We start from the raw sequence: 13,381 nt of genomic DNA on the forward strand, positions 1-13,381 counted from the left end.
TCAAGTTCGACTGGTTCGAATACTGTAGCAAAGGAGACGTGATGGCGGCCACGACCACCGAACCGCCCCAGGCCCTGCGTCCGGAGGGAAGCGTGTCGCGGGTCATCGCGGCCGACCCCGCGCATCTCTACGAATGGGTGGCCGACGTCACCCGTACACCCGAATGGAGCCCCGAGACCCGCCGGTGCGACTGGCTCGGCGACGGGCGCGGGGTGGGCGCGCGGTTCCAGGGGCTCAATGTGTACGGCTTATGGCGCTGGACCCGCGAGTGCGAGGTCGTCGCCGCCGACCCCGGACGCGAGTTCGCCTTCCGCACGGTCCCGACCGGCCGGATCACCGACTCGACGATCTGGAGCTACCGCTTCGAGCCCGCCGACGGCGGCACCCGGGTCACCCACGCCTACGAGATGGTGCGCCGCATGACGCGGGGCCAGCAGCGCGCGGCCGCCCTGATGCTGCCCCGCCACCGCGACCGCCGCCCCGACATGGCCCGCTCGCTCGACCGCATGGCCGACCTCGTCGAAGGCCGCGCCGACGCCCGCCAGCCTTCGCTGGGTCAGGCATGCACGGCCGAGGGCCCGATCCCTCTCGGCAACATGTACGTGATGCACCACGCCTTCCGGCGGGACATGCGCGACCTGTCCCGCGCGGTGCCGGCCACCCCGCTCACCGACCACGAGGCCTGGGCCGCCCTCGCCCGCCGCTGGACCGCCTTCGCCACCACGCTGCACCACCACCACACCATCGAGGACACCGCGATCTGGCCCCGCGTCCGGGAACGCGCCGACGTGGCGGCGACGATGGCCGCGATGGAAGCCGAGCACGACCTGATCGACCCGCTGCTCGACAGGTGCGCCGAGGGTTTCCGGGGGATGGCCCTGATCCCCGACGCCCGCACCCGCGAGACCCTGGCCGCCGACGTCACCCGCTTCCGCGACGTGCTCGAAGACCACCTCGCCCACGAGGAGACCGAGGCGCTGCCGCTCATCCAGCGCCACCTGTCGCTGGCGGCCTGGCAGGACAGCGAGAAGGCCGCGCAGGCCGAGTTCAAGCTCGCCGACCTGAGCTTCACCCTGCCGTGGACGGCGCTGGAGGTGCCCCCCGACACCTTCCGCGAGGCGCTGGCCGAGGGCGGGCCGATCCTCCGGCTCCTCCTGGCCCTGACCCGCCGCCGCTTCCTGCGCGAGCACCGCGTCGCCTTCAGGTGGGCGTCGTGAGACACGCGCTGACCGGCCTCGCCGTCGCCGCGGTCGTGCTCGGCCTGGCCGCCACCCCGGCCGCCGCGGCCCCCTCGGGCTGCACGGGCCGTTACGACCACAAGACCTACATCGTCGCCTGCACGACGGGCGACGGCTCCTACCGGGCCTGGATCACCTGCATGACCGTCGCCGGGCCGGGCGGGATGGTCTGGCGCTCCACCACCTACGGCCCCTGGGCCACGCCCGGTCCCGGCACGGGCTCAGCGGCGACGTGCGGGGGCACGCCGCTGATGGCCGGAACTCAGTTCGGCTGAACGAGCGGTGGCTCGGCGGCAACCGCACACCCGGAAAGGAGATCGTCCCCAACGCTCATGCCGGGCACCCTGGTGACCGTGACCGACGAAGCGTCGAGGGGAGACGGTGCATGAGCGACATCTCGTGGGAGCGGCTGGCCGGTCTGGTGGAGTGGCTCGACCGGTCGAGCCCCGACGGCCCGGAACGCCCGCTGCTCCGCGTCCTCAAGATCACCGAAGAGGCGGGCGAGGCCGCCGAGGCCGTGATCGGCCTGCTGCGCCACAACCCGCGCAAGGCCCGCGCCCACACCCGCCAGGACGTCGTGGACGAACTGTGCGACGTCGCCGTCACCGCCCTCATCGCCCTCGCCTCCTTCAGCGACGACCCCCGGCGGGACTACGAGTCCCACGTGGCGAAGGTCGCGGAACGGGCCGGGATACCGGCCCGGCAGCGCCCGCCGAGGTTCCCCGTCTCGGTCAAGGGCGTCGTCGTCCGCGACGACCGGGTCCTGCTGCTCCGCAACGAACGGGACGAATGGGAACTCCCCGGCGGCCGCCTCGAACGGGGGGAGGACCCGGCCGGCTGCCTGGCCCGGGAGATCGGGGAGGAGACCGGCTGGCAGGCCGACGTCGGCCCGATCCTCGACTCGTGGCAGTACCACGTCTTCGAGGGCGCCGACGTCCTGATCGTCACCTACGGCGTCACGGTCGCCACCGACCAGCCCCCGGTCCTCAGCCACGAACACCGGGAGATCGGCCTGTTCACCGAACCGGAGGCCGCCGCGCTACGGATGCCGGAGAACTACAAACGCTCGATCGCCACCTGGTTCGCGAGGAAAAGAGAAAGGCCACCGGCGGACACCGGTGGCCTGTCCCGAGTCGACGATCAGACGTCGTAGTAGAGCTCGAACTCGTGCGGGTGCGGGCGCAGCCGGATCGGGTCGATCTCGTTCTCGCGCTTGTACGCGATCCACGTCTCGATCAGGTCGGGGGTGAACACGCCACCCTCGAGCAGGTAGTCGTGGTCGGCCTCAAGGGCGTCGAGCACCTCGGGCAGAGAGCCCGGCACCTGCGGCACCGAACGCGCCTCCTCCGGAGGAAGCTCGTAGAGGTCCTTGTCGACCGGCTCCGGCGGCTCGATCTTGTTGCGGATGCCGTCGATGCCGGCCATCAGCATGGCCGCGAACGCGAAGTACGGGTTGCACGACGGGTCGGGCACCCGGAACTCGATGCGCTTGGCCTTCGGGTTCGAGCCGGTGATCGGGATGCGGACGCACGCCGACCGGTTGCGCTGGGAGTAGACCAGGTTGACCGGGGCCTCGTAGCCGGGCACGAGACGGTGGTAGCTGTTCACCGTCGGGTTCGTGAAGGCCAGCAGCGAGGGGGCGTGCTTGAGCAGGCCGCCGATGTAGTAGCGGGCGATGTCCGACAGGCCGGCGTAGCCGACCTCGTCGTAGAACAGCGGCTCGCCGTCCTTCCACAACGACTGGTGGCAGTGCATGCCCGAGCCGTTGTCGCCGAAGATGGGCTTGGGCATGAAGGTGACCGTGTGGCCGAACTCCAGCGCCGTGCTCTTGATGATGTACTTGTACAGCATCAGCTTGTCGGCGGTCTTGAGCAGCGTGCCGAAGCGGAAGTCGATCTCGGCCTGGCCGGCGGTGCCGACCTCGTGGTGCTGCATCTCGGTCTCGATGCCCGAGTCGATGAGGCGGCGGACCATCTCCGAACGCAGGTCGGTGAAGTGGTCCATCGGCGGGACGGGGAAGTAGCCGCCCTTGTAGCGCGGCTTGTAACCCAGGTTGCCGCCCTCGGTCGCGGTGCCGGTGTTCCAGGCGCCCTCGATCGAGTCGATGTAGTAGAACGACGAGTGCTGGTTGGTCTGGAAGCGCACGTCGTCGAAGATGTAGAACTCGGCCTCGGGGCCGAAGTAGACCGTGTCGGCGATGCCGGTGCCCTTGAGGTACTCCTCGGCCTTGCGCGCCACGTTACGCGGGTCGCGGCTGTAGGCCTCGCCGGTCAGCGGGTCGTGCACGAAGAAGTTGATGTTGAGCGTCTTGTGCTGGCGGAACGGGTCGAGCACGGCCGTGGACGGGTCGGGCAGCAGCAGCATGTCCGACTCGTGGATGGCCTGGAAACCTCGGATGGACGACCCGTCGAACATGAGGCCGTCGGAGAAGACGTTCGGGCCGAAGTTCTCGACGGGGAAAGTGAAGTGGTGCGTCGTCCCCGGCAGGTCGGTGAACCTGACGTCAACGAACTGCACGCCTTCGTCCCGGATGTACGACAGGACGTCGTCGGCGGAGTTAAACACTCTCGAACCTCCCAGGGGCACTGGCTTAGCAGACTGAAAGTAGGACTGTGCCGTTTCCGTCCCATGTCTCGTTTGTTTCACACGTGTTAATGGGAAGCACGCTGTCGAAACCTGACCGCAGGGTGTAACTACCGGCGTCGCCGCAGGTCATCGTTACGACCGAATAGGGCGGCCATTACTCTGGAGTCATGAGCAGAGAACCCCGCTGGACGCAGACCTGGCTGAGCGGCACGCCTGCCGTTCAAGACTATCCGGGACAGCGACTGGGCCTGCCTGAGCAGGGTAAAGGTTCCATTGCCCGATTCGGCAGACGCCTCGGGGCGCTGTTCATCGACTGGCTGATCTGCGCGTGGGCGATCAGTCAGGGGCTGCTCCGGCTGACCGGCACCGACGCCGCCCTGGTCACCATCGGCATCCTGGCCCTCGAATACGTCCTGCTCGTCGGCACGATGGGCATGACCTTCGGCATGCGCCTGCTCAACATCAGGGTCGCGACGCTCGACGGCGGCCAGCCGTCGCCGAAGGCGGTGCTGATCCGGACCGTCCTGCTCATCCTGGCGGTGCCGGCCCTGATCTTCGACAAGGACCAGCGCGGCCTCCACGACCGCGCCGCCGGAACCGTCGTCCTCAAAGAGAAGTAAATTCTTTCTTCCGTTACGGCTCCGCCTACCCTGGCACCGCCCGCCGCCCGGGCCGGTCACCGCGAGCGGCGCCGACCGGCCGCGCCCGGTGATCAGGGTGACGTGACCCGGAAGATGGCCGTCCCCGGAAAGTGCCGGCCCCGCAACGGGCTCCAGCCGCCCCACACCCGGTCGTGACCGTCGGGCCACTCGGGCTCGATGAGCTCGTCGAGCCGCAGCCCCGCCGCGGTGATCGCCGCGATCCAGTCGCCCATCGTGCGGTGGTGTTCCACGTAGGTCACCTCGCCCGCGTCGTCGCGCTCCAGATAGGGCGTGCGGTCGAAGTAGGAGCGGTCACTGGTCAGGCCCCGGGGGCCCGGGTCGTCGGGGAAGGCCCAGCGGATCGGGTGGGACACGGCGAAGACGAACTGCCCGCCCGGCTTCAGCACCCGGGCCACCTCGCGCAGCGCGCTCTCGGCGTCGGCGACGAACGGCATGGCCCCGAAGGCCGAGCAGGCCAGGTCGAAGGTGCCGGCGAGGAAGGGGATCTTCTCGGCGTCGGCCTGCACGACCGGCAGGGCCGTACCGAGATCGAGGTCGATGCGGCGGGAGTGCTGCAACTGCCGGTGCGAGACGTCGAAGGCCGCCACCGAGGCGCCCCGGGCGGCGAGGTGACGACCGCACTGGCCCGCGCCGCAGCCGACCTCCAGGACCGTCAGCCCGCGCACGTCGCCGAGCAGCCCCGCCTCGGCCTCGTCGAGGCCCTCGGGGCACCACACGAACCCGTCGTCACGCAGGAACGCGCCGTGTTCGGCCTGGTAGTCGTCGGCCGCGGAGTCCCAGTAGCCCCGGTTGGCCCGGGACGAGGTGAGGCTGTCCGGAGTGGTCACCGGGGGCGGACGCCCTTCGGCAACCGGGCGCCCTTGGGCAGCGGGCCCTTCGGCATCGGGATCGACGGGGTCAGCGCGCGCATGCGGTTGTTGACCTCGGAGACGGCCGGCTTCTTCAGGTTGCGCGGCAGCTTCATCAGGTGACGCTGCAGCTTGGCCAGCGGAACCTGGCCCTCGCCGTCGCCGCACTGCACGTCGTAGACCGGCACGTCGATGGCGACCCGCTGGACCCGCTTCTTCTCGGCCACCAGCATCTTCTGGACGCGGGTGCCGGGGCCCTCGGAGACGAGGATCACGCCGGGGTAGCCGACCAGGCGGAAGACCAGGTCCTGCTCGCGGTTGACCGCGACCGGCTTCTCCTCGACCATCCAGTTGCCGCGCATGCCCTGGAGGATCGCGTAGACCGCGCCGGGCTGGCCGTCGAGCAGCGAGTACTGCGCACGCTGCGCGAACCGGCCGAACAGCAGCATGCCGGCCAGCAGCGCGACCGGGATGCCGAGGATCAGCGCATACCAGAACGCGCCGGTCAGCAGGCCGATGACGACCGCCAGCGCGATGACCGCGACGACCGTCGCGTATACGATCGGCATCCCCTTGGGGTTGGCCTTCTTGATGATCTGAGCGACCATCCGGAGTTGCTTGATGCGGCCTGGGTTCGCCGAGTCCTTCGCCATGCCCTGAAGGATACAAATCCCGGGCTCCAATCGTGAAAACGAGACCGGACCCGGCCGGGGCCGTAGTTATAAAACCGTAATAAATCTCGGTGTGATCCCCCTTCGCACGGGCAGTGGAAGCGCTTACAGCCCAGAGCGGAGGGGCCACGGGTGTCCGATTCCACGATCTACGAAGTCGCGCGTCTGGCCGGGGTGTCGATCGCCACGGTCTCCCGGGCGCTGCGCGGCACCGGGCCGGTGTCGGCGGCGACCCGCGAGAAGGTGCGGCAGGCGGTCGAGCAGCTCAGGTTCACGCCGAGCCGCCTGGGGGTGTCGCTGGCCGAGGGCCGCCACGCCGCCAACGGGATCGTGTTCCCCGACCTGTCCGGCCCCTACTTCGGCGAGGTCCTGCTCGGCTACGAGGAGGTCGCCGCCGAACTCGGCCGGTCGGTGCTGATCCTGTCGACGCGCGACCGGGCCGGGGTGCCCGAGACGGTCAAAGACCTGGCCACCCGGGTCGACGGGCTGGTCGTGTTCGGCCAGACGCTGCCCGACGCGCTGCTCACCGAGCTGGCCGACTCGGGGCTGCCGATGGTCATGCTGGCCCGCGAGGCCCACCCCGGCACCGAGGCCGTGCGGAGTGAGAACGCGGGCTCCGCCGAGGCGCTCGCGGTCCACCTGATCGCCCACGGCCACCGGAGGTTCGCGCTGGCCGGCGGCCACGACGAGGGCGACGTCAGTCGGCGGTGGACGGCCGTGGCCCGCACCCTCGGCGACCACGGGATCCCCGTGCCGCGGCCGGTGGAGTGCCCGTACACGGTCGAGGGCGGTCACGAGGCCGGGCTCATCCTGTTGCGCGACCGTCCCGACGTGGTCATGTGCGCCGACGACCAGGTCGCCCTCGGCGTGATCCTGGCCGCCGAGGAGCTCGGGCTGAACGTCCCCGGCGACGTCGCCGTCACCGGCTGGGACGACATCATGGCCGCCCGCCACTCCCGGCCCGCCCTCACCACCGTGCGCCAGCCCCTGCGGGAGCTCGGCGCCGCCGCCGCCCGCCTCCTGGACGAGCTGATCGCCGGGGCGGAGCCGACGGACACCACACGCGTTCTCGCCACCGAACTCGTCATCCGGGCGAGTTGTGGCGCCCATCAAGTGCACCCCCCGGAGGAACAGTGAAGAAGAAGTACGCCATAGGACTGCTCGCCGTCGCCCTCGCCGCCACCGCCTGCGGCCGGGACTCCGGCGGCGCCGCCGAGGAGGCCGAGGCCGTCGACACCGCCAAGGCCAGCGGGACCGTCACCGTCTGGGCGATGGGCACCGAGGGGGAGAAGCTCGACGCCTTCGCCCAGAAGTTCGAGCAGGCCAACCCCGGCATCACGGTCAACGTGACGGCCCTGGGCTGGGACGTCGCGCACGACAAGATCACCGCAGCCATCGCCGGCGATGCCACCCCCGACGTCTCGATGATCGGCAACACCTGGCTGAGCGAGATGGTGAAGACCGGCGCGATCGAGCCCACCCCCACCGACCTGGTCGACCAGAACGCCTTCTTCCCCAGCGCGTGGGCGACCGGCGTCGTCGACGGCGCCGCCTACGGCATCCCCTGGTACGTCGAGACCCGCGCCTTCTACTACCGCACCGACCTGGTGAAGGACGCCAAGGCCCCCGCCACCTGGGAGGAGGTCACCGGCTTCGTCAAGCGGCTGCGGGAGGAGGGCGCCGAGCTGGGCGTGGAGCAGAACTTCCGGACCGGCTCCTGGCAGGAGATCGCCCCGCTGCTCTACCAGGCCGGCGGCGACTTCCAGGCCGACGGCAAGTGGACCCTCGACACCCCGCAGATGATCCAGGCCCTCGACCACTGGGGTTCCTTCTTCAAGGACGGCCTCGCCGCCACGAACCAGCCGGCGGGCGCGTTCCCGCAGACGTTCGTCTCCGGCCGCGTCGGCGCCTTCTACTCCGGGCCGTGGATGATCACCACGATGGAGCAGGAGGGCGGCGACGGCTTCAAGGACAAGTTCGCCGTCGCGCCCTACCCGAAGGGCCCGTCCGGCGGCACCAGCCTGGTCGGCGGCAGCAACATGGTCGTCTTCAAGGACAAGCCGAACCGCGCCGCCGCCTGGAAGTTCCTGACCTGGCTGACCGACCCGAAGGTGCAGGCCGAGTGGTACACCACGGCGTCGTCGCTGCCCAGCGTCCAGGCCGCCTGGCAGGAGCCCGCGCTGACCGCCGACGAGCGGGTCAAGGTCTTCGGCGCCCAGCTCGAGGACGCCAAACCCGCCCCGGCCGTGCCGACGTGGGAGCAGGTCGCCCGGGTGATGGAGACCGAGCTGGAGAAGTACGCCCTCGGCAAGCAGGACTCCGCCACGACCGCCAAGCGCATGCAGGAGCAGGCCGACCAGATCGGCACCGGGGCCTGAGCCATGGCGACCACCCTGGAACGGCCGGTCGCCGTGAAGGCGCCGGCGCCGAAGATCGGGAAGCCGCGGAACTCCTGGGTGGCGTGGATCTTCGTGCTGCCCTTCCTCGTCGTGTTCGTCGTGTTCTGGGCCGGTCCGCTGCTGGCCGGCCTCGGCATGAGCTTCACCGACATGCGCAGCACCGACGTCCGCGACCCGCTCGCCGTCGACGTCGTCGGCGTGGAGAACTACCTGCGCCTGTTCAATGACGAGCTGATGCGCAAGGCGGCGCTCAACACGCTGATCTTCGTGGTGACGACGCTGCCGCTGACGATCGCGCTCGGCCTGGCCGCCGCCGTCGCGCTCAACTCGGGCATCGCCCGGCTGCCCGCCGCGTTCTTCCGGCTGGGCTACTACACCCCGTACATCACCAGCATCATCGGCATCGCCGTGGCCTGGCGGTTCCTGCTCGACCCGGACGCCGGGCCGGTCAACCAGTTCCTCGGCTGGATCGGGATCGACGGCCCGGCCTGGTTGTCCGACGAGCGCACCGCCCTGCCGGTGATCATCGTGATGACGGCCTGGCGGAGCTTCGGGTTCGACATGGTCGTGCTGCTGGCGGCGCTCCAGGGCATCCCGAAGGAGCTCTACGAGGCCGCCGACATCGACGGCGCCGGGCGCTGGCAGCGGTTCCGGTCGGTGACCGTGCCGATGCTGAAGCCCGCGCTGCTGTTCTGCACCGTCTACTCGTCGATCGGGTTCGCCCAGTTCATGGAGGAGCCCCTCGTCATGACCAGGGGCGGCCCGGCCGGGGCGACCACCTCGGCCTCGCTGGCCATCTACAACCAGTTCGGCGCGGGCGCCTACGGCTACGCGGGCGCCGCCGCGACCGTGTTGTTCACCGTGATCGTCGCGCTGGCGTTCCTTCAGTTCCGGATCGGGAGGCGGTCGTGAGACGTCGTGCGTCGACCTATGTGCTGCTGGCCGCCGGCCTGCTGGTGGTGGTCTTCCCGTTTCTGTGGACGATGCTCGCCTCGTTCAAGCCCGAGAGCGAGATCCGGCGCAACCCGCCCACGCTGCTGCCGGCCGAGTGGACGACCAGCAACTACGCCGGCCTGTTCGAGCGGATGAACATGGGCACCGCGTTCCTCAACAGCGCGGTCATCGCGATCGCCCTGGTGGTGGCGAACCTGCTGTTCTGCTCGATGGTCGGCTACGCCTTCGCCAAGCTGCGGTTCCGGTTCAGGAACACCCTGTTCGGCCTGGTGATGGTGCAGATGATGGTGCCGGCGATCGTGGTGATGGTGCCGCAGTTCGTGCTGATCGCCAAGCTCGGGCTGGTCAACACGTTCCTGGGGATCGTGTTGCCGTTCGTGGTGGCGCCGCTCGGCATCTTCATGATGCGCCAGTTCATCGCCGACATCCCCGACGAGCTCATCCAGGCCGCCCGCGTCGACGGGGCCAGGGAGTTCCGCGTCTTCTTCTCGATCGTGCTGCCGCTGTGCCGGCCGGCGCTCGCGACCCTGGGCCTGATCACGTTCATGACCTCGTGGAACAACTTCCTGTGGCCCGCCGTGGTGGCCCAGAGCGAGGACATGTACACCCTGCCCGTCGCGCTGGCCATCTTCAGCAACGCCCAGGCGACCCAGTACGGCCTGCTCATCGCGGGCGCCGTCGTGGTGGTCGCGCCCATCCTCCTGCTCTTCCTGTTCCTGCAGCGCTACTTCGTGCAGGGCATCGCCTCGACCGGACTCAAGTAAGGAACCCGCGCATGCGAATGGCGCTGGCCGTGCTGCTGGCCGTATCCCCGGTGGCAGCACCCGCGGAGAACACCCTGACGACCTACGCGAAGGACACCTGGATGTCCATGGTGGCCATGGTCGACCCGGCGACGGGCCTGCCGGCCGACAAGATCGAGGGCACCCTCGACCCCGCGACGCGGGCCAAGGTGACCTCGCCGACCAACATCGCGACCTACCTGTGGAGCACGGTCGCCGCCCGCGACACCGGGATCATCTCGAAGCGGGAGGCCGAGCAGCGGGTCGCGAAGGTGCTCCAGAACGTCCAGAAGCTGGAACGCCACGAGCCGACCGGCCAGTTCTTCAACTGGTACGACCCCCACACGCTCGCGCTCGTGACGACCTGGCCCGACAGCGGCGACCCGGTCGCCCCGTTCGCCTCCAGCGTCGACAACGGCTGGCTCGGCGCGGCGTTACTCATGATCCGCTCGGCCGTGCCGTCGGTCGCCCGCGACGCGGACAAGCTGGTGCGGAGCATGGACTTCTCGTCCTACTACGACCCGCAGGGCGCCGCCGCCCAGGGCACCGGGCTGCTGCGCGGCGGCTTCTGGCCGGACAGGCCCGAGGGCTGCTCGACCCCGAGCGACTACAACGACTCGGGCACGACCGTCTACTCGACCTGCCACCACTACGGCGCGATGACCGAGACCCGGATCACCTCCTACGTCGGCATCGTCCTCGGCCAGATCCCCCGCGCGCACTACTTCGGCATGCTGCGCACCCATCCCAACGACAACTGTGACTTCGGCTGGGCCGAGCAGCGGGCCGAGGGGTCGTGGCAGACGTTCGAGGGGGTCCGGGTCTTCGAGGGCACCTACGGCTACAAGGGCATGCGGCTGGTCCCCACGTGGGGCGGCAGCATGTTCGAGGCGCTGATGGTGCCGCAGCTCGTACCCGAGGACGTCTGGGGCGCGAAGTCGTGGGGCCGCAACCACCCGGTCTACGTGAAGGCCCAGAAGGTCCACGGGCTCGACGACGCCAAGTACGGCTACTGGGGCTTCTCCCCGTCGAACAACCCGGCCGGCGGCTACCGCGAGTACGGCGTCGACGCGATCGGCATGGACACCGACGGCTACGCCTCCGACCAGGAGCGCACCTCGGTCGACTACGGCTACGGCGACTGCCGCCCGGCCAAGCCCGAGCCCACGTCCTACGGCGACGGCGTCGTCACCCCGCACGCCTCCTTCCTGGCGCTGCGCTACGCCGAGAAGGACGCCCTCGCCAACCTCGCCAAGATCAAGAAGGACTTCGACTCCTACGGCCCCGGCGGCTTCTACGACGCGGTGGCCGTGAAGAGCGGGACCGTCGCCAAGCAGTACCTCGCCCTCGACCAGGGCATGATCATGATCGCGCTCGGCAACCGGCTGACCGGGGACAGGCTGCGGGGCTACTTCGCCTCCCGCGACGTCGAGAGGGCCCTGAAGCCGGTGTTGTCGCAGGAGACCTGGGAGGTCCGTTCGTGAAGGCCCGTCGTGACTGGCAGGCGCGCATCCATCGCTCGTCGGGGGAGGTGACCACGGTCCCGCCCGTGGACCTCCCCCCGCCGGGGGGCCTGCGCGCCACCCCCGGCCGCGGCTGCGTGACCCTGACCTGGGAGCCGGTCCCGGGAGCGACCGGCTACACGGTCGAACGCTCGCCGTTCCGCGAGGGCCCCTACGGGGTGACGAGCCAGCCCGACGTGGACGTCGCGGCGGTGCCGTCGTGCCGTTACGTCGACACGGGCCAGGACCCGTGCTGGTACCGCGTGTCGGCGGTCGGCGGCCCGGCGGGCTCGCCGGTGCACGGGTCGCCGGGCGGCTCGGGCGTGGCCACGGTCGAGGTCTCCGGGACCGTCGCCCGGGAGTTGCCCCGGCCGTGGCGGTTCATGATCGGGTCGGAGCATCTGTCGTACATGTTCGAGGAGAAGGAGCTCGTCGAGGCCCTCAGACTCGCGCACACCGAACTGGGCGTGGCGACCGTGCGGGCCCACGCGATCCTGGACGAGGTGAGGATCCTCGACGACGGCTACGACTTCTCCCGGGTCGACCAGATCTACGACACCCTCATGGAGATCGGCCTGCGGCCCGTCGTGGAGTTGTCGTTCATGCCGGAGGAGCTCGCGTCGGACCCGTCGAAGACCGTCTTCGGCTACGAGGCGATCATCAGCCCCCCGAAGGACTGGGACGCCTGGGGCGACCTCGTCCGCGCCCTCACCCAGCACTGCGCCGACCGCTACGGCCTCGAGGAGCTGGTCGACAACTGGGCCTTCGAGGTCTGGAACGAACCGAACCTGGAGGTGTTCTGGTCCGGCACCCCGGAGGAGTACTTCCGCCTGTACGAGATCAGCGCCGCCGCCGTGAAGGACGTGCACCCTGACCTGCGGGTGGGAGGCCCCTCGTCGGCCGCCAACGGCTGGGTCGAGGAGCTGATCGCCCGGGACCTGCCGGTCGACTTCGTCTCCACCCACACCTACGGCAACGCCCCGCTCGACTGGCGCCCGGCGCTGGCCCGGCACGGCCGCGAGGGCACCCCGATCTGGTGGACCGAATGGGGCCCGACACCCACCCACTTCCACGGCATCGGCGACGGCCCCTTCGGCGCGTCCTTCCTCCTGCACGGCATGAAGTCGGCGGCGGGACGGCTGGAGGCGCTGTCGCACTGGGTGGCCTCCGACCACTTCGAGGAACTCGGCCGCCCACCCCGGCTCTTCCACGGCGGCTTCGGCCTGCTGAGCGTCGGCAACCTGCGCAAACCCCGATGGTGGGCGCTCGAACTCGCCAACCGCCTGGGCGACGAGGAACTGGCCGCAAAGGTCGGGGGCGACGCCGGGGGAGTGGAGGTCTGGGCCGCCCGCCGCGCCGACGGCACGGTCGGCGTCCTGCTCTGGAACGGCACCCTCAACCAGGCGAAGGCCGACGGCGACCCCGACCTGGCCCGCACGGTGACGCTGACCATCAGTGACCTGGCCGACGGCGACCACACGGTCACCCACCACCGCATCGACGAACGCCACTCCAACATCCGCGCCCACTGGCACGGCACCACCGACTGGCCGACCGGCGAGGAGTGGGAGCGGCTGCGGGCGGCCGACGTCCTGGAGGAGCTCACCCCGCCGGTCACCACGAGCGGCCGGGAGATCAGGGTGGCCTTCGACCTGCCGATGCCGGGCGTCTCCTACCTGGAGATCACGACCCCATGAGCCTCTCGGCGGGATCGGCCGGCGGACCCTGACAACGACGCG

The 13,381-nt window shown here is 70.0% G+C and carries 13 protein-coding genes; 10 read left to right on the plus strand and 3 right to left on the minus strand.

Annotation, left to right across the window (positions count from 1 at the left end):
* The first annotated feature begins 41 nt into the window (after nucleotides 1–41).
* From QSK34_RS02425 to QSK34_RS02435, 3 genes are all read left to right on the plus strand, one after another.
* Complete coding sequence (locus QSK34_RS02425) at nucleotides 42–1,217, plus strand: hemerythrin domain-containing protein (protein ID WP_285579369.1); 1,176 nt, start codon at nucleotides 42–44, stop codon at nucleotides 1,215–1,217.
* Nucleotides 1,214–1,513 carry a hypothetical protein gene (locus QSK34_RS02430; protein ID WP_285579371.1) on the plus strand — a complete coding sequence of 100 codons (300 nt, stop codon included), beginning with the start codon at nucleotides 1,214–1,216 and terminating at the stop codon, nucleotides 1,511–1,513. The genes QSK34_RS02425 and QSK34_RS02430 overlap by 4 nt, the downstream gene beginning before the upstream one ends.
* Nucleotides 1,514–1,623: 110 nt before the next feature.
* Nucleotides 1,624–2,391, plus strand: coding sequence for an NUDIX domain-containing protein (locus QSK34_RS02435; protein WP_285579374.1), 768 nt, complete (start codon nucleotides 1,624–1,626; stop codon nucleotides 2,389–2,391).
* Here QSK34_RS02435 and glnA read toward each other — a convergent pair.
* Entirely contained in the window at nucleotides 2,379–3,803 is a 1,425-nt protein-coding gene (gene glnA / locus QSK34_RS02440; protein ID WP_030450515.1) for a type I glutamate--ammonia ligase, read from the minus strand. The two genes, QSK34_RS02435 and glnA, sit on opposite strands and share 13 nt — an antisense overlap.
* A gap of 188 nt (nucleotides 3,804–3,991) precedes the next feature.
* Between glnA and QSK34_RS02445 the strand changes: the two genes are divergently transcribed.
* Entirely contained in the window at nucleotides 3,992–4,444 is a 453-nt protein-coding gene (locus tag QSK34_RS02445; RefSeq protein WP_285579379.1) for an RDD family protein, read from the plus strand.
* A gap of 92 nt (nucleotides 4,445–4,536) precedes the next feature.
* Here QSK34_RS02445 and QSK34_RS02450 read toward each other — a convergent pair whose 3' ends face one another.
* Nucleotides 4,537–5,313: a class I SAM-dependent methyltransferase gene (locus QSK34_RS02450; protein ID WP_285579381.1), complete on the minus strand. Its 777-nt coding sequence runs from the start codon at nucleotides 5,311–5,313 to the stop codon at nucleotides 4,537–4,539.
* Complete coding sequence (locus QSK34_RS02455; protein WP_285579383.1) at nucleotides 5,310–5,987, minus strand: DUF4191 domain-containing protein; 678 nt, start codon at nucleotides 5,985–5,987, stop codon at nucleotides 5,310–5,312. Before QSK34_RS02455 ends, QSK34_RS02450 begins: the two co-directional genes overlap by 4 nt.
* 150 nt (nucleotides 5,988–6,137) lie before the next feature.
* On the opposite strand from QSK34_RS02455, the gene QSK34_RS02460 reads away from it, so the two are divergent.
* The 6 genes from QSK34_RS02460 to QSK34_RS02485 are packed head-to-tail and all read left to right on the plus strand — an operon-like array spanning nucleotide 6,138 to nucleotide 13,339.
* Nucleotides 6,138–7,142 carry a LacI family DNA-binding transcriptional regulator gene (locus QSK34_RS02460; protein WP_285579385.1) on the plus strand — a complete coding sequence of 335 codons (1,005 nt, stop codon included), beginning with the start codon at nucleotides 6,138–6,140 and terminating at the stop codon, nucleotides 7,140–7,142.
* Complete coding sequence (locus tag QSK34_RS02465) at nucleotides 7,139–8,383, plus strand: extracellular solute-binding protein (protein WP_285579387.1); 1,245 nt, start codon at nucleotides 7,139–7,141, stop codon at nucleotides 8,381–8,383. The genes QSK34_RS02460 and QSK34_RS02465 overlap by 4 nt, the downstream gene beginning before the upstream one ends.
* A gap of 3 nt (nucleotides 8,384–8,386) precedes the next feature.
* The gene (locus QSK34_RS02470; protein ID WP_285579391.1) at nucleotides 8,387–9,316 is read left to right on the plus strand and encodes a carbohydrate ABC transporter permease; all 930 of its coding nucleotides are present in this window, start codon (nucleotides 8,387–8,389) and stop codon (nucleotides 9,314–9,316) included.
* Nucleotides 9,313–10,122 carry a carbohydrate ABC transporter permease gene (locus QSK34_RS02475; RefSeq protein ID WP_285579395.1) on the plus strand — a complete coding sequence of 270 codons (810 nt, stop codon included), beginning with the start codon at nucleotides 9,313–9,315 and terminating at the stop codon, nucleotides 10,120–10,122. Before QSK34_RS02470 ends, QSK34_RS02475 begins: the two co-directional genes overlap by 4 nt.
* Before the next feature lie 11 nt (nucleotides 10,123–10,133).
* On the plus strand, nucleotides 10,134–11,624 hold the full coding sequence (locus QSK34_RS02480; protein WP_285579397.1) for a glucoamylase family protein: 1,491 nt from the start codon (nucleotides 10,134–10,136) through the stop codon (nucleotides 11,622–11,624).
* Nucleotides 11,621–13,339, plus strand: a complete 1,719-nt coding sequence (locus QSK34_RS02485; protein WP_285579401.1) for a GH39 family glycosyl hydrolase — start codon at nucleotides 11,621–11,623, stop codon at nucleotides 13,337–13,339. The genes QSK34_RS02480 and QSK34_RS02485 overlap by 4 nt, the downstream gene beginning before the upstream one ends.
* The last annotated feature ends 42 nt before the right edge of the window (nucleotides 13,340–13,381 follow it).

Source organism: Herbidospora sp. NBRC 101105, from assembly GCF_030269205.1.
GTDB lineage: Bacteria > Actinomycetota > Actinomycetes > Streptosporangiales > Streptosporangiaceae > Herbidospora > Herbidospora solisilvae.